This is a genomic window from Stenotrophomonas sp. SORGH_AS_0321 (genome assembly GCF_031453215.1).
Classification (GTDB): domain Bacteria; phylum Pseudomonadota; class Gammaproteobacteria; order Xanthomonadales; family Xanthomonadaceae; genus Stenotrophomonas; species Stenotrophomonas chelatiphaga.
Genome location: NZ_JAVIZG010000001.1, coordinates 1,359,152 through 1,375,451, shown reverse-complemented (window position 1 = coordinate 1,375,451; position 16,300 = coordinate 1,359,152). Strand labels below are relative to the sequence as shown.

The window sequence follows — 16,300 nt, the reverse complement described above, 5'->3', positions numbered from 1 at the left end:
CCGCGCGGCCATCGGGCAGCGCGATGGAGTAGTCACGCAGCGCCTGCGCATCGCCTACCGTGCCCAGCGTGCGGATGGTCTGCTGTGCGCCTTCGATTTCGGCCTTGCCGCCCGCGCGCTCCACCTGGATGCGCGCCAGCTGCTGGGATACATCACCGGCGGTGATGCCCATGGCGATCAGTGCGTTCGGGTCCAGGTCCACGCGCACCTGGCGCTCCACGCCGCCCACCCGGGTGACCTGGGCCACGCCCGGCACGCCGTACATCGCGCGCGCGATATCGCGGTCGACAAACCAGCTGGCTTCGTCGCTGCTCATGTGCGGGGCGACCAGCGCATAGGTCATCAGCGAGCCGCCGATGTCGACCTTGGAGATCACCGGCTCCTGGATGTCCTGCGGCAGGTCGGTACGGATGCGGGTGACCGCATCACGCGTGTCGTCCAACGCCGTGGCGAGGTCGGCTTCCAGCTGGAACTCGATGGTGGTGGTGCTGACGCCCTCGCTCACCGAGGACATCACCCGCTTGACGTTGTTGACGGTGGCGACCGAGTCTTCGACCTTGCGCGTGACCTCTGCTTCCAGCTGGCTCGGCGAGGCGCCGGGCTGGGTCACCGTGACGGTGGTCATCGGGAAGGCGATGTCGGGGAAGCGCGCAACCGGCAACTGGTAGAAGCCCCAGAGCCCGGCCACGCACAGCACGAAGAAGATCAGCAGCGCGGGCAGCGGGCGCTTGATCGCCCAGGCGGAAAAATTCATTGCGCAGCCGCCTTCGCCGGATCGGCCTTGGGCGCGGTGACCACGCGCACGCGGTCGCCCTCACCCAGGAAGCCCGCGCCGTCCACCACCACCTGGTCGCCGGCCTTCAGGCCTTCCAGGATGGCGGTGCGGCCCTGCACGGCCTGGCCGGTGCTGACGCGGTGGCGACTGGCCTGCTGCTTGTCGGTGACGGTGAACACGTAGTTGTGGCCGTCGCGCTGGACGATCGCCGCCGTGGGGATGGTCAGCGCCTGCCCGTCACCGGTGACGATGCGGCCTTCCACGTAGACGCCGGGCTTGAGCGGACCGGGTGTGGGCAGGTCGGCATACAGCGTGCCGGTACGGGTCTGCGCATCCACGCCGGGGGTGACCGCGCGGATGCTGCCGGTGACCACCTGGCCTGCGTAGCGCAGTTCGATGGTGTTGCCCACGGCGACGTCGGCCAGCTGGTTTTCCGGCAGTTCGGCGCGCCATTCCAAACGGCCGTCGCGGATCAGGCGCAGCAGCTCGGTGCCGGCCGATACCACCTGGCCAGGCTGAACCAGCCGCTTGGAGATCAAGCCGTCGGCCGGCGCGCGCAGGTCGGCGAAGTCACGCCGCAGCTTGGCTGCATCGCGCGCGGCACGGGCGCTGGCGGTCTGCGCTTCGGCATTGATGCGGTTGGCGCGCAGCTCATCCAGGCTGCTGGCACTGATCAACTGCTGGGCGGCCAGCTTGGCGCTGCGCTCGTAGTTCATCCGCGCCAGTTCCTGCGACGCCTGCGCCTGCCGCAGCGAGGCATCGGCCTGGGCCAGTTCGCTGTCCAGCGTGCGATGGTCCAGCTGCAGCAGCACTTGGTCCTTCTTGACCCACTGGCCTACGTCCACCGGCAGCGCGGTGACCCGCTGGCCGCTCATTTCCACCCCCAGCTGCATTTCCTCATAGGCCGTGACCGGGCCGGAGACCAGCACCGTGCGCGCCATCGCCTGCTGCTTCGCGGGCGCCAGCGAGACCGGCAGCGCCGCGCTGTCGGCAGCGGTTTCATCGGCCGCTTCGTCCTTGCCACCGCAGCCGGCGAGCAGGGAAACCAGCAGGATCAAAAAGGGTGCACGCATGGGTGGCTTTCCGTGTGGAGGCATCAGGGTCAGAAGGAAGTGGCGAGTCAGGGGGTGCGGCCAAGCCGCAGTTCGATGCCGTCCAGCATCAGTCCCAGGCCCTGTTCAAAACGGGTATCGAAATCGACTTCACGCCAGACCTCGCGCGCTTCCCAGCAATGCGGGAAACGTTGCTCGGCCAGCGCCATGAAGGCCTCGCCCAGCGCTTCCATGCTGCCATCGCCTGGCCAGGATTGTTCTTCGATGACGTAACCCATCGTGTAGTACACAAGGTCCATCGCCGTGGTGGCGGCGAAGCTGGCCGATGCCCCGGCACCTACCAGCGCGACGATGCTGGCCTCGCCTGCCCGCAGCACGTTCTCGGTGGCCAGAAAGGTACCGGCATAGACCCGCGCGCCATCGCGCCGCGCCTTGAACGCAACGCGGAACTCGCGTGCGATCTGCAGCAGGGTCTGGCGCCAGGGCTGCCCCTCCGGGATGACCTGCGCCACGTCGGCGATCATCGCGTCGGCCATGGCGTCGATCAACGCCTGCTTACTCTTGAAATGCCAGTACAGCGACGGCGCACGGATACCCAGCGAGCAGGCCACTTTGCGCAGCGTCACGCCTTCCAGGCCGGCCTCGTCGAGGATCCGGAAGGCCGCCCCGACGATCTGTTCGCGGGCAATCGGTTGGCGCAAGGGGGCTCTACCTAACGTTGTTAGGGAGCGAATCTAACAGCGTTAGGTTGGGCTTTGCAAGGCCCCTCATGTGACGACCTGGTTCGGTGGGTGACGACCGTTGGTCGTCACGCTCTCGCCGCTGCGCTCACCGAGCACGGCTATGCCGGTCGTCCTGACCGGCCCCCTGCGGGCCGTCGCAAGCGACGTTGGCAGCGGCTCCTGCCGCTGCCTTCGGCGCTACCGATCCCGTGCACCGATACCGTTCGCGTATTCCGTTCCCGGGCGCCATCACCGCTCGCGGACGCTGCTACCGGGTAGTGACGGCCGCTGGCCGTCATGCTCTCCGGGACCCCGCCTGAACCATCGGCCACCCAGCCAGCCCCGGTAAGTCGCCTGTAAGTCAGCGCCAGCAAGACTCGCCGCACTCTCCCCCCAGCGAAGTCCCTCCGATGCTCAAGTACGTAGTGTCCGTTCCCTTCCTGCTGCCGGGCCTGGCCCTCGCGCAGAACGCCTCCAGCACCGGCGACCTGCTGGCCAAGGCCGAGGACGACCGCTGGTCGATTGGCGTGGCCGCCGCGGCCAGGCAGAGCCCTTACGCAGGCGAAGGCACCCGCGTGCGCCCGCTGCCGCTGGTCACCTTCGAAGGCGAGCGGATCTTCTGGCGCGGCGTGAGCGGCGGCGTGCACCTGTTCAAGGGCGAGTCCTTCACTTTGGATGCCGTGTTGGCCGGCCGCTTCGATGGTGTTGACATCAAGGACCTCGGACGACGCGAGCTGGCAGGCAATGGAGTCGATCGGGACCTGCTGGAGGACCGCGACGACGGCCTCGATGCCGGCCTGGCAGCCAGTTGGAGCAGCCGTGCCGGCGAGTTCAAGCTGAGCGCTCTGGCCGATGTCACCGATACCAGCGGCGGCTACGAGATCGCCGCCGACTACGCGTACGCTGTCACCTGGGGACGTACCACCCTCGTCCCGGGGGTCGGCGTCCGCTGGATGTCCAGCGACGTGGTCAACTATTACCATGGCACGCTGGAAGAGGAGGTCGCACGCGGCGTGGCACGCTACCAGCCGGGTTCGGCGCTGGTACCGCAGATCAGTGTCGGCTTCTCGCGTCCGCTGGGCGAAAAATGGCGCGTGATGGGCGGCGTGGACTACCGGTTCCTGCCAGACGAAATCACCGACAGCCCGCTGAGCGAGCCCGATACGGACGGCTCGGCCGGCCTCCGCATCGGCATCACCCGCAGCTTCTGACGTTCCGCTTCCCGGTACCCGCCTGCCATGCCACCGCCCCCGCCTGCCGCCCTGCCCAACCGGATCGCGCTGGTCGAAGATCATCCCCGCCTGGCCAGCCTGGTCGAGCGTGGCCTGGGCGCGGCGGGCATTGCGGTGGATACCTACCCCGGCGTGGAAACCGCGTGGCATGCGATTGCGCGGCATGGTTACGCCGCGGCGGTGATCGATCGCGGCCTTCCCGATGGGGATGGCCTGGACCTGGTGCGGCGCATGCGTACGGCCGGCAACCGCATTCCCTGCCTCATGCTGACGGCCCGCGACGGCCTGCACGATCGTGTCGATGGACTGGATGCGGGAGCCGATGACTACCTGCCCAAGCCGTTCGCCATCGAAGAACTGGCCGCGCGCGTGCGCGCCTTGATGCGCCGGCCATCGGAACTGCGCACGCTGGATGTGGTCCACCAGGGACTGCACGTCAAGGCGGCGGAAGGCTGCATGCGCTGTGGCGACGAGCAGATCAGCCTGGCGCCGGCCGAATTGCAGATCATCCTCTCGCTGGTGCACGCCGGCGGCCAGGTGGTCCGCCGCAGCACGTTGGAAGCGGCCGCGTGGGGGGTCGGTGAGGCGGTGACCCCGAATGCGCTGGACGTGGCGCTGCACCGGCTGCGCCGCAAGCTGGCGGCCATCGAATCGGGCCTGGGTGTGGTGAACGTGCGCAACCTGGGCTTTGCCCTGCGGGCAGCCGATGCGGCCGCGTAGCCTCAGCGCACGCTTGATGCTGGCCACGCTGCTGGCACTGCTGGCCGCGGCGGCCGCCGCGGTCGTGGTCACGGCCTGGGTACGGATGAGTACGCCGGAAGACGCGGTGCGCGAGGAATTGCTGGAAGAAGTGGATGAGCTGCGGGCAGCCCTTCGGCTGGATGCCGCTGGCAGGCTGCACGTTGTGCTGCCGCCACAGGCCGGCAACGTGTACGACGCCATGCCCCGCGATGCGGCGTACTGGATTACCAACGCACAGGGCCGCACGCTCGCCAGCAGCCGCGCCGGTCCGGCGCTGGACGCAGTGAAGCGCGTTGCGGCCGGCGCCACCCGCCTGACCGTCGCCAACCCCGGTGGCGACATCGCGCTGCAGGTGATCCACGCCCCGATCGACCATGCTGGAACGGCCTACATGGCACACATCGCACGCAGCGACCGGCTGGTGATCACCCTGAAGAACCACGCAGACAAGCTGTACCTGCGTGCCGGCGCGGCGGTGGTCATCCTCGCCCTGCTGACCTTCGCGCTGGTGATCACGCTCACCGTCAACCGCATGCTGCGACCGCTGCGGCAGGCCTCACGCGTGGCGGCGCGGGTGGGTCCGCGCAACCTGGGTGCACGCCTGCGCAGCGACGGGCTGCCCGCCGAGGTGGTGCCGTTGATCGAGGCGTTCAACGCCGCACTGGAACGCCTGCAACAGGGCTTCCGCGTGCAGCAGGACTTCCTCGCCGCCGCCGCGCACGAGCTGAAGACCCCACTTGCGCTGCTGCAGGCGGAGATCGAGCTCAGCGGTGCCCCCAACACACCGCTGCTGTTGCGTGACACCGAACAGATGGCGCGCCAGGTGCACCAGCTGCTGCACCTGGCCGAAGTCAGCGAGGGCCACAACTACACCTTCGCCCCCATCCAGCTGGGCGCGGTGGTCACCGACGCGGTGGACTACCTGGCACGGCTGTCGGCACAGCACGCGGTGCACGTGGTGGTGCTGCCGCCCCGCATGCCCTCGCCTGCCGTGGAAGCCGATGCATCGGCGGTGTTCGTGCTGGTCAAGAACCTGCTGGAAAACGCGCTGCATCATTCGCCGCCGGGCAGCACCATCACCATCGCACTTCAAGCCGATGGCTTCAGCGTATGCGACCAGGGAGGTGGCGTAGCGGAGGCGGACCGTCCACACCTGTTCGAACGCTTCTGGCGCGGTACGGCCCGCGACGGTCGCGGTGCAGGACTGGGCCTGTCCATCTGCCTGGAAATCTGCCTGTCGCATGGATGGACGATCCGGCTTGAACCTGCCGATGGCGCACCAGGCGCGTGTTTCATGGTGGAAACCAGCGGCGGATTGGAATGATCAGCCGACCACTTCGCCATCTTCCTTGGTGAAGGGCGTAGCGATCGGCGGCAGGATCTCCAGCACCACCTCCGATGGACGGCACAGCCGCGTTCCCATTCTGGTCTGCACGAAGGGGCGGTTGATCAGGATCGGGTGCGCCAGCATCGCATCCAGCAAGGCGTCATCACCGAGGTTGGCGGCGTCCAGCCCGAGCTCCAGGTAAGGCGTGCCCTTCTGCCTGATGGCATCGCGCACGCCAAGGCCAGCAGCGGTGATCAATTCAACCAGCCGGCTCCGGTCAGGTGGATCAGCCAGATAGTCGATCACCTCAGGCTCAAGGCCGGCGTGCCGGATCAGCGCAAGGGTATTGCGCGAGGTTCCGCATCGGGGGTTGTGGTAGATCACTGCATTCACGCGTTCTTCCTCGAATTGGCAGGCCTTCGCCCGGGCCCCATGCCTGCACTTTATTCGACGGCAGGCAGATTGCCAGCGGCCGCACAACCGTACCCGGCCCCACCTGTGACAAAGCGTCGCAGTGGACGCCAAACCGACCGTCTCACGCGCCGCCCCGGCTGGCTTCCCTTAGAATCAGGGCGTGCGCTCGCCCCTCTTCCACCGCTGGCTCCACGCTTGGGCATGCCTGGCCATGGCCCTGGTGATGGTGGCACCGCTGATCAGCCGGGCGCTGGCGGAGCATCCTGCGCCGAACGCCGTGCTGGCGCCCGCAGAATCCGCCGCCACCCCGCACGCGGGCAGTGCACACGATATGCATCATGGCACGCAGCACGCCACGCATCACGACATGACGGCAGCGCAGCCGCCAGTGCACGCGGCCTCCATCGACACTGCGCCGCCGGATCCGCACGCCAAGCATGAGATGGGCGTGGAGTGCGACTACTGCCTGATTGCCGCCCGCATGGTCAGCCTGCTGGTGGCGCTGCTGTTGTTGCTAACGGTCTGGCCCGCAGCATTCCGCACGATCACGGCACGTCACCCGACCCGGTCTGCTCCTGCGCTGGGCACGCTGGGCGCGCGCGGTCCACCCGCCATCGCCTGCTGATTCAGTTCGCCCTCCTGCGGCTGCACGCCGCATTTCGACGCGTGACTGGATCCCCGACCTCCCTTCCCCCGGGCTGACGCACCGGATCTTCTGCCTGTCCCGACCGTCTCCGGTCGTGGCATTTCGATGTTGTGGACAATGAAAAAACTTCAACCAACGCGCCCGCTGCCCACGGTGATCGTGGCGGCACTGGCGTGCACGGCCACCGTAGCTTCGCCGGCGGTCGCGCAGGAAGGAACCGCACTGACACTGGGCACCGTACAGGCTCGCGCAATGCCGCAGAGGGAGCTGCCGGCGCGCCTGATGTTCACCTCGGTGGACGTCATCGGTGGTGACCTGCTGCAGCAGCAGAAAGTCGACCACAGCTGGGAGCTGCTGATGAATGCCCCCGGCGTGCAGGTGACGCAGTTCAAGATGGGCACCGATGCCGGCCGCTTCTCCTTCCGCGGCTTCAATGGCGAAGGCCGCATCAACGCAGTCAAGTTGCTGATCGACGGCATTCCCAGCAACGACAACGCCGGCGGCATGCCCTATCTGGACGCCGTGTTCCCGCTGGACATCAGTGCACTGGAAATCGTCCGCGGCACCAACGATGCCCGCTATGGCCTGCATGCCATCGCCGGCGATGTGAACGTGCTGACCCGCCAGGGCGGCAACGACGGGCAGGCCAGCGTCACCGTCGGCAGCTTCGGTACCCGCGATATCCAGATCGCCAAAGGAGTCGAAAAGGGCGCGTGGGCGCAGAACTATTTCGTTGGCTGGCGCGGCTCCGATGGCGAGCGCGACCATGCCCGATCCACCCAGCGCAGCTTCTCCGGCAAGTGGTTCTACACCAACGAAGAGAGCCAGTGGCGTGCGGGGCTGACCGCCCGCTATTACAACAACACCGCGCTGGAAGCCGGTTACCTGAGTTACGCCGAAGTGCAGGCCAATCCAACGCAATCACCGGATTACGCGCGCGATGACCGCAGCGAGCGCCAGACCGTCCAGACCGCGCTGCATGCCGATGGCCAACTGGGCAACGGCTGGAGCTGGAATGCCAAGGCTTATCAGAACGACTACCGCAACCAGCGCTGGGTGACCTTCACCGCCGGCGGTGCACAACAGGAGCGCTTCAACGATGAGACGCACCGCGGCGTGATCATCAACACGACCTGGCGCCCTGCGACATCGCTGGCCGATCTGGTGCTGGACGCCGGCGTGGACGCGCAGTGGCAGGACAACCTCGCCGCCCGTTACCGCACCGTGGCGCGCGAACGCCAGACCACGCTGCGTGACTGGCGCTTCGCCCTGGATACCCAGGGCGCGTACGTGCAGGCCGTGGTCAAGCCGACTGAAGCGCTCAAGATCGTACCCGCCTACCGGGTGGACCACATCGACGGAGGATTCCACAACCGCGCCGATGGCAGCCATGCGCCCGCTTACCGCTACGGGCTGATCAAACAACCGAAGCTGAGTGTGTCCTATGACCTCGGCGACCGCACCGTGGCCTATGCCAACTGGGGCCGCACCTTCCAGATCGGCAGTGGCAACGGTGCCTACCGTATCCAGGCCAACAACGTGCTGCCCTCGCGCAATGAAGGCTGGGAGAGTGGGCTCAAATGGACGCCGCTGCCGGGGCTGCAGGCCCGCGTGGCGTACTGGGAGCAGCATGCATCGGATGAAGTCGCCACCATCCTGGGCGTCAACGGGGCGATCGGTGCCAATGAAGTCGGCAACGTCGGCCAGACACTGCGGCGGGGCTGGGATGCCCAGCTGAGCTGGCAGGCCAGCGAACAGTGGCGGGCGTGGGGATCCTATTCGCGGCAGAAAGCGGTGATCACCGTGGCCGACCCGAGCGCGCCGCAGACCCGTGGCCGGCAGATCGAGAACGTGCCGAACTGGCTGGCCAGTGCCGGCGTGGACTACGCGCCGCGTGCGGACTGGAGCTTCAGCGCATGGGGCAACGGCCAGGGCGATTACTACGTGGAACGGAGCAACACGCTGGGCCGTCATGGCGGCTACGTACTGATGAACCTGAGCGCGACCTACCACGTGGATGAGCGTAACCGCGTGGCCCTGCAGCTGAAGAACGCAACCGACCGCTTCCATGTCTACGCCTGGTATGACAGTGGTTCCTCCGGTTACTCGCCCGGCGATGGACGCGCGTTCTACCTGAGCTGGACACGGGATATCTGACATGCAGACAACGCCTACCCAGAGCCCGAGCGATCGCTGGCGCTTCCATCGCGCGGTGTGGCGATGGCACTTCTATGCAGGCCTGTTCGTGCTGCCGTTCATCGCATGGCTGGCGCTGACCGGCGCGGCGTACCTGTACCAGAAGCCGATCGACCGCTGGATCCACCACGATCTGAAAGTAGTTGAACCCACGCGCGGCACGCCTGCATCGGCGAGTGCCCAGATCGCCGCGGTCGAGGCCGTTGCAGCAGGACCAACGTTCCGTTACACCCTGCCCGAGCGCGCCGATGGCAGCGTGGAAATCGGCGTGCAGCAGCCCGATGGAGCGCGCGATGTGTACTACGTCGATCCCGGCACCGCGCGGGTGCTGGGATCGCTGCCCGACAAGGGCACCTTCTCCGGCGTGGTGCGCCGGCTGCACAGCCTGGACCTGGTCGGACGCTGGGCCAGCGCGTTGATCGAAATCGCCGCGGGCTGGGCGATCCTGCTGGTGATCACCGGGGTTTTCCTGTGGTGGCCGCGCGGGCAGAGCGGCGGCGTCACCCGCGTGCGGGGGCGACCGGCACAGCGCCTGTTCTGGCGTGACCTGCATGCGGTGACCGGGGTCTGGGTGGGCGCGGTGCTGCTGTTCCTGGCCCTGACCGGCATGCCGTGGTCGCTTGTCTGGGGCAAGCAGGTCAATGCCTGGGCAAACGGACACAATTCCGGTTATCCGGCGGGCGTACGCGTTGATGTGCCGATGTCCGATCAGCGCCTGGCCGATGCCACTGCCCCGAGCTGGTCGATGGAGCAGGCTCGGCTGCCGGCCTCGCAGCTCGCGCACGCCCAGGCACCTGCCCGCCACGCGGCGCCTCCGCAGCAACAGGCACACGAAGGCCATGAAAGCCACGCCGGCGTGGGACCCGGGGATCTTTCGCCGCAGCCCGGGGCCATCGGCATCGATGCAGCGTTGCAGCGTTTCAACGCGCTCGGCATGGCCCCCGGTTACAGCGTGGCACTGCCGCGTGGCCCCATGGGGGTGTACTCGGCCTCGGTCTATCCGGAGCAGGTGAACCGGCAACGCGTAGTGCACATGGACCAGTACAGTGGCCGCATCCTGCTGGACATGGGTTACACCGACTACGGCGTGCTCGGCCGCGGGCTGGAATGGGGCATCAACGTGCATCTGGGCCAGCAATACGGCGGCGTGAACCGCCTGTTGCTGCTGGTTGCCTGTGCGGCGATCGTCCTGCTCTGCGCGAGCGGTGCGGTGATGTGGTGGAAGCGCCGGCCAGCGGGTGGCGTTGGCATCCCTCCCCTGCCGCACGCCAGGCGCACGGTCGCGATCGTGTTCGCGCTGCTGTGCATCGGCGGCATCGTGTTCCCGCTGATGGGGCTGTCGCTGCTGGTCATCGGCGTGATGGACTATGTGCTGACGCAGGGTTGGCGCAGCAGCTAGCGACGGAACGCTGCGTGTTGCGGCGTTTCGTCGAAGCAGGCAATCAACAATTCGGTCAGTGCCCGCACCTTCAGCGAGGGGTGCGGGCCCGGCGGACGGATTACATAGATGCCGGCTGCCGGAGGCGGATAACGCGGCATGACCGGCACCAGCGTGCCGGCTTCCAGGTAGGGCTGGGTAAGCCCATCGGGCAGCCAGGCGATGCCCAGCCCCGCCACCGCCGCGGCGATCAGCGCGGTGCCATTGTCGGCCTTGAAACGCCCACGCGGATGCACGGTCACCACGGCATCGCCATCGCTGAACTGCCAGGCCTCGGTGCCCTGCATCAAGGCCTCGTGGGCCAGCAACTCATCCGGCGTTTCCGGCGCGCCGTGGGCCGCCACATAATCCGGACTGGCGACAAGCTTTCCGTACAGCGGTCCAACGCAGCGCGCGATCAGGTTGGAATCGGGCAGGTATCCCACGCGGATCGCACAGTCGAATCCCTCCGCCACCAGATCGGCAAAGCGGTCGCTGTAGGACGCATGCACGTGCAATTGCGGATGGCGCCGTGCCATCTCGGCGAACACCGAAGCGAAGTGGGTAGGACCGAAGGTCAGCGGCGCGGCGACACGCAGGCGTCCGCGCAGATCCCCGCTGGGCAGGATCGCGTCGCGCGCCGCATCGATCTCCGCACAGGCCCTGGCCGCGTGATCGCGGAACGTCGCACCGGCTTCGGTCAGCGCCGCGCCACGCGTGGTGCGCGCCAGCAGTTGTATGCCCAGTTCCGCCTCCAGCCGGGCCAGCCGCCGGCTGACGATCGACTTGGACACATTCAGCCGGCGCGCGGCGGGGGAAACGCCGCCTGCGTTGGCCACTTCCACGAACGTGCGCAGCGCTTCGATATCCACCGTGACCTCCCGGATGCACTCCCTAGCCTGACACATGCCGGGCTGGTCCTGCGTTCCCCTTTGCGCGACACAGCTTGGCAGGAAAGGGTTCTACCGCCCCGGGCGGGGGGATGACAAGGTTCGGGTTCGTTTCCCCCCCTCGATAACAAGGATGACTCCATGACCTTCCGCAACGGCCTTTCCTCGCTGCTCCGCCCTGAAGATTCCGTGCTGGTCCTTATCGACCACCAACCCTACCAGCTGGCAAACCTCAACAGCCACGACCCGCATGCGGTGGTGAACAACGCAACGGCGCTGGCGAAGGCGGCCAAGGCCTTCAAGGTGCCGACCATCCTCACCAGCGTGATCGCTGACCGCGGCGGGCTGATCTTCCCGCACATCACCGACGTGTTCCCCGGACAGGAGGTCATCGACCGTACCTTCATCAATACCTGGGAAGACCCGAAGGTGGTCGACGCAGTAAAGGCCACCGGCCGCAAGCAGCTGATCATCGCCGGCCTGTGGACCGAGATCTGCGTTGCGATGCCGGTGATCCAGGCGCTGGGCGAAGGCTGGGATGTCACCGTGATCACCGATGCCTCCGGCGCGGTCTCGGTCGAAGCCCACCAGGTGGCGATCCAGCGCATGATCGCGGCCGGTGCCAACATGATGACCTGGATGGCATTGGCCGCCGAATGGCAGCGCGACTGGGCGCGCACCGAGCACGCAGCCGAGCTGACCGAAGTGCTGAAGCAGCACGCTACCGGCAGCGGCATTGCCTACCTGTGGGAGCAGCAGCTGCTCAACACACCGGTGCCGCCGAGCGCAGGCTGATACTGCGCGTTGCCGGAGCGGAAAGCCGCTGACCATGGATCGGCGCTACCAAGGCCACGCCGATCCGGTAGCGCCGAGCCAAGCTCGGCCAGCGCGAAGCGCGGCGTGTATCTGCACGCGCGCAAAAAAATGGTTCTTCACCCAACTCCGGGGAAGGCCGCCCGGATCTTCAGGAAGAAATATGCGTCGTCTCGGTATCCGTAGGCGACGCGCTTGATGACCTTGATCTTGTTATTGATGCCTTCCACCAGGTTCGTCCCGAGCGGCCATCGGCAGTGGGCCAGGATGCCCGGGAGATATGGTTGCAGACGGCGGACAAAGATGCGCAGCGGCTCCAGCCCGCTTCGCAGGGCGCGATGCTTCCATGACCGCCAGGCCTTCTCCGCCCAGCTCTGGCTTCGGTAGCGCCACAGCTGCTTCAGGTCGTCTTTGAGCAGATACGTGGTCAGCAGGGCTTTGTTGGCGGCCAGCAGCTCCTCGAGTTGGACGCGCTGCTCGGCTGGGACGTTTTGCCTATTGCGCAGCAGGAGCCAGCGCGAGGTCTTCACCACCCGTCGCGCGGGCTTGTCGGTGCGTAGGCGATTGGCCTCGTCAACCCGCACCCGATCAATGACTTCGCGCCCGTACTTGGCCACGACATGGAAGAGGTCGTAGACCACCTCGGCGTTGGGGCATTGGGCTTTCACTTCCAGGTCGAATGCCGAATTCATGTCCATGGCGACCGCTTGGATGCGTTCGCAGCCGTCCCTTCCGAGTAACTCGAAGAAGGGGCGCACGTCAGCGCGACTGCGTCCTCGACCGACCCAAAGCACGCGCTTGCGTGATGGCTCGACCACCACGGTGGCGTAGCGATGGCCCTTCTGGATCGCAAACTCGTCCATCGCGATCACTCTTACGTCCGATAGGTCCACCGGCCCCAGCGTCTGCACCAGATGCCTGAAATCAAGTGCCTTGACCGTCTTCCAGTCCAAGCCATGCCACTTTGCGGTGGCATGGATCGAGGTCGTGGCACACATGCGTGCCACGCTCTGCGCAAGCCGTTGCGTTACCCGGGCATGCCGCTCCAACCAATCCAGATGCTCCAGCTTTGGCCCGCAGCGAGGACAGGCCAGTCGCTGTCGCTGGATCTCCAACTCGACCGGCGCATCGAACACAGGCAGGTCACGAACCCGCCGGAGCGTCTGGTCGTGGATGGCCACGACCCACTTGTCGCATCCGCTGCAGCGTCGGCGGCGGCGTGAATCGGGCACCAGCGAAAGCACCAGCCACGTGGCTGCGCCACGTGCCTCGCGGCGCCACCCATCCAGGCGATACCCCGCCCAGCCTCCCAGCAACGGCATACAATCCAGCTTGGCCACGGCCGACCTCGGTTTGTTGTCTCGACAACTACAAATCTAGCTGGTCGGCCGTGCGCCTTCTCCCCTCAGATGGGAGAAGAACCAAAAAAATGCCCGGCATGGCCGGGCATTTTGTTCAGAGCGTGACGACCAACGGTCGTCACCCACCGGGGCGAGGAATCGTCACCCAGCGGGGTGGCGGGTCGTCACCCCCCGTGCTTACTTGATCAGGCGCAGGGTGAACGGGTAGCGGTAGGCTTCGCCGTTGTTGGACTTCACTGCGGCGATGATGCAGAACACCACGTTCAACACGCCGACCACCGGCATCAGCAGGGCGCCGATGAAGACGATCATCAGCACCACGCAGATCGCCATGGCGATGGCGATGGTGATCTGGAAGTTCAGCGCTTCCTTGGCCTGGTCGGTGACGAAGGCCTTGCTGGCGTCGTCCTTGTTGACCAGCCAGATCACCAGCGCGCCGATGAACCAGGTGAAGATGCCGAGCAGGTGCGCGGCCAGTGCCATGGTGCGCTGGTCGGCCGGGGCCGGCTCCACGCTGGACGGCGGCGGCGGCGGCGCGGTGACGTTGTCGAATTCGCTCACGGTAAACTCCTTTTAGGTTGTAGGGTCGGCGCGACCCACTCCCCGTGGGCCGTCGCAGCCCGGCAAGAGTACGCCAATAACGTCGTCAGTCGTTACCGGCGACCGTCATTTTCCCGATCAACAACGAACCGATGGCGACGTGCGAGCGGGGATCCACGTCGCTGCCGATCGCCTCGATGGACTGGAACATGTCGCGCAGGTTGCCGGCGATGGTGATGCCGTCCACCGGGTACAGGATCTCGCCGTTCTCCACGCGGAAGCCGCCGGCGCCGCGCGAGTAATCACCCGTCACGCCGTTGACGCCCTGCCCCATCAGCTCGGTCACCAGCAGGCCCGTGCCCATCTGCCGGGCGATGGCATGCAGGTCCAGCCCCGGTGCGCTGGCGGCTACCTGCAGGTTGTGCACGCCACCGGCGTTGCCGGTGGTCTGCAGGCCCAGCTTGCGCGCCGAGTAGCTGCCCAGGATGTAGCGCTGCAGCACGCCATCGCGCACGATCGCCGAGGTACGGGTCGCCACGCCGTCACCATCGAAGGCGGCCGAACGGCGGCCACGGCGCAGGTGCGGCAGTTCGTCGATCTGCATCCAGGCCGGGAACAGGGAGGTGCCCAGGCTGTCCAGCAGGAAGCTGGACTGACGGTACAGCGCACCGCCGGAAATCGCCGACAGCAGGTGGCCGACCAGGCTGCGCGCCACTTCCGGGGCGAACAGCACCGGCATGCTGCTGGTGGCCATCGAACGCGGCTGCAGCCGGGCGATGGTGCGCTCGGCGGCCTTGCGGCCTACCGCGGCCGGGTCTTCCAGGTCCTCGCGGGCCAGCGCGCTGGTATACCAGCCATCGCGCTGCATGCCGTCGCCCTGCCCGGCAATCAGCGCCACGCTGATCGAATGATGGGTGCCGCGCTCGCGGCCGAAGAAGCCGTGCGAGTTGGCATACACCGACAGGCTCTGTCCGGTCGATGCCGAGGCGCCATCGGTATTGCTGATGCGCGCATCGCTGTCGCGGCCGGCCGCTTCGCAGGCCAGCGCCAGGTCGATCGCCTGGTCGGCCTGCAGCGCCCACGGGTGCCAGCTGTCCAGCTCCGGGAACTCACGCGCCATCAGATCGGCGTCGGCCAGGCCGGCGGCGGCATCGTCTTCGGTATGCCGGGCGATGGCGCAGGCCTGCTCCACCGTGGCCACCAGGCTGGACGGCTGCAGGTCGGCGGTGCTGGCACTGCCCTTGCGCTTGCCGAAATACACGGTGACCGCGATCCCCCGGTCGGCGGTGGATTCGACCGTTTCCACCTCGCCCAGGCGCACGTTCACATCCAGCCCGCGGTCCTCGCTGCAGGACACTTCGGCCTGGCTGGCGCCCAGCCGCCGGGCGTGGTCCAGCAGCTGCTGGGAGATGTCGGCCAGCTGTTCCAGCCGGGCCTCGGGACCTGCGGCAACGGCCGCTTCAGGGGCGATGACGTTCAATGCTTTATCCTGTACAGGTTGGGCCCGGCACTGCGCCGGGCGACGTATTTACGAAAGTAGGAAAGACGATGCGCGGACGCGACGAAGAAACCGGTGAATTCCACGATAAAAGCCGCAAGCAGAAGCGCAATGAAGCGCTGGACGTGCTTGCGCTGGGCGAAAAGCTGGTTTCGCTGACGCCTGCGCAGCTGGCGCGCCTGCCGGTGCCGGAAGACCTGCTGCCGCACATCGCCGAATGCAAGCGGATCACCGCCCACATCGCGCACAAGCGGCAGCTGGCGTTCCTGGCCAAGCACATGCGCCGCGAGGAAGAATCCGCGCTGGATGCCATCCGCGAGGCGCTGGACGCCAACAGCGATACCGGCCGCCGCGAAGTGGCGATGATGCACCGGGTCGAAGACTGGCGCGAAAAGCTGATGAGCGATGGCGACGCCGCGCTGTCCAAGCTGCTGGTGGAATACCCGCAGGCCGACCGCCAGGAACTGCGCACGCTGGTGCGCAATGCCCAGGCCGAAAAGGCCAAGAACAAGCCGCCGCGCGCCTACCGGGAAATCTTCCAGGTGCTGCGTGCGCTGATGCTGCCGGCCGCGCTGGGGCTGATCGTGGCCGACAGCGGCGAAGACGCCGACGCGGTTGAAGACGACGCGGACGACAGCCAGGACTGAGGCCCGCGCTGCCGGGAAAGCCGCCAAGC

15 protein-coding genes and 1 pseudogene are annotated in these 16,300 nt (G+C 67.0%); 8 read left to right on the top strand and 8 right to left on the bottom strand.

The window, feature by feature from the left end:
• Positions 1-10 precede the first annotated feature (10 nt).
• The 3 genes and pseudogenes from QE373_RS05905 to QE373_RS05895 form a co-directional block, all read right to left on the bottom strand.
• A pseudogene (locus QE373_RS05905) lies at positions 11-754 on the bottom strand (efflux RND transporter permease subunit); the annotation flags it as partial.
• On the bottom strand, positions 751-1,848 hold the full coding sequence (locus tag QE373_RS05900; RefSeq protein ID WP_309684558.1) for an efflux RND transporter periplasmic adaptor subunit: 1,098 nt from the start codon (positions 1,846-1,848) through the stop codon (positions 751-753). The gene QE373_RS05900 and the pseudogene QE373_RS05905, both read right to left, overlap by 4 nt.
• 47 nt (positions 1,849-1,895) lie before the next feature.
• Positions 1,896-2,528, bottom strand: a complete 633-nt coding sequence (locus tag QE373_RS05895) for a TetR/AcrR family transcriptional regulator C-terminal domain-containing protein (RefSeq protein WP_057508772.1) — start codon at positions 2,526-2,528, stop codon at positions 1,896-1,898.
• Between the two features lie 431 nt (positions 2,529-2,959).
• Here QE373_RS05895 and QE373_RS05890 point away from each other — a divergent pair, with 431 nt between their 5' ends.
• Genes QE373_RS05890 through QE373_RS05880 form a run of 3 tightly spaced genes read left to right on the top strand, consistent with a single transcriptional unit; the run spans position 2,960 to position 5,846 of the window.
• Complete coding sequence (locus QE373_RS05890) at positions 2,960-3,760, top strand: MipA/OmpV family protein (protein ID WP_309684552.1); 801 nt, start codon at positions 2,960-2,962, stop codon at positions 3,758-3,760.
• Positions 3,761-3,787: 27 nt separating this feature from the next.
• Positions 3,788-4,501: a response regulator transcription factor gene (locus QE373_RS05885; protein ID WP_309684549.1), complete on the top strand. Its 714-nt coding sequence runs from the start codon at positions 3,788-3,790 to the stop codon at positions 4,499-4,501.
• Entirely contained in the window at positions 4,488-5,846 is a 1,359-nt protein-coding gene (locus tag QE373_RS05880) for an ATP-binding protein (RefSeq protein WP_309684546.1), read from the top strand. The genes QE373_RS05885 and QE373_RS05880 overlap by 14 nt, the downstream gene beginning before the upstream one ends.
• On the opposite strand, the gene arsC is transcribed toward QE373_RS05880, so the two are convergent.
• Entirely contained in the window at positions 5,847-6,242 is a 396-nt protein-coding gene (gene arsC, locus QE373_RS05875) for an arsenate reductase (glutaredoxin) (RefSeq protein ID WP_309684543.1), read from the bottom strand.
• 232 nt (positions 6,243-6,474) lie between these two features.
• On the opposite strand from arsC, the gene QE373_RS05870 reads away from it, so the two are divergent.
• The 3 genes from QE373_RS05870 (at position 6,475) to QE373_RS05860 (ending at position 10,504) form a co-directional block, all read left to right on the top strand.
• Positions 6,475-6,888, top strand: coding sequence for a DUF2946 family protein (locus tag QE373_RS05870; protein WP_309684540.1), 414 nt, complete (start codon positions 6,475-6,477; stop codon positions 6,886-6,888).
• 273 nt (positions 6,889-7,161) lie between these two features.
• On the top strand, positions 7,162-9,066 hold the full coding sequence (locus QE373_RS05865) for a TonB-dependent receptor (protein WP_309689587.1): 1,905 nt from the start codon (positions 7,162-7,164) through the stop codon (positions 9,064-9,066).
• Position 9,067: 1 nt separating this feature from the next.
• Positions 9,068-10,504, top strand: a complete 1,437-nt coding sequence (locus QE373_RS05860; protein ID WP_309684537.1) for a PepSY domain-containing protein — start codon at positions 9,068-9,070, stop codon at positions 10,502-10,504.
• On the opposite strand, the gene QE373_RS05855 is transcribed toward QE373_RS05860, so the two are convergent.
• Positions 10,501-11,394, bottom strand: a complete 894-nt coding sequence (locus tag QE373_RS05855; protein ID WP_309684533.1) for a LysR family transcriptional regulator — start codon at positions 11,392-11,394, stop codon at positions 10,501-10,503. The genes QE373_RS05860 and QE373_RS05855 overlap by 4 nt on opposite strands.
• Positions 11,395-11,553: 159 nt before the next feature.
• On the opposite strand from QE373_RS05855, the gene QE373_RS05850 reads away from it, so the two are divergent.
• Positions 11,554-12,207: an isochorismatase family protein gene (locus QE373_RS05850; RefSeq protein WP_042612250.1), complete on the top strand. Its 654-nt coding sequence runs from the start codon at positions 11,554-11,556 to the stop codon at positions 12,205-12,207.
• Between the two features lie 137 nt (positions 12,208-12,344).
• Here QE373_RS05850 and QE373_RS05845 read toward each other — a convergent pair whose 3' ends face one another.
• The 3 genes from QE373_RS05845 to pmbA form a co-directional block, all read right to left on the bottom strand.
• Positions 12,345-13,565: an ISL3 family transposase gene (locus QE373_RS05845; protein WP_309683669.1), complete on the bottom strand. Its 1,221-nt coding sequence runs from the start codon at positions 13,563-13,565 to the stop codon at positions 12,345-12,347.
• Positions 13,566-13,763: 198 nt separating this feature from the next.
• Positions 13,764-14,147, bottom strand: a complete 384-nt coding sequence (locus QE373_RS05840; protein WP_123699613.1) for a DUF4870 domain-containing protein — start codon at positions 14,145-14,147, stop codon at positions 13,764-13,766.
• Between the two features lie 85 nt (positions 14,148-14,232).
• Entirely contained in the window at positions 14,233-15,606 is a 1,374-nt protein-coding gene (gene pmbA, locus QE373_RS05835; RefSeq protein ID WP_057508763.1) for a metalloprotease PmbA, read from the bottom strand.
• 68 nt (positions 15,607-15,674) lie between these two features.
• On the opposite strand from pmbA, the gene yjgA reads away from it, so the two are divergent.
• Positions 15,675-16,271 (top strand): ribosome biogenesis factor YjgA, encoded by a 597-nt coding sequence (gene yjgA, locus QE373_RS05830; RefSeq protein ID WP_057508762.1) that lies wholly within the window; start codon positions 15,675-15,677, stop codon positions 16,269-16,271.
• Positions 16,272-16,300: the final 29 nt, after the last annotated feature.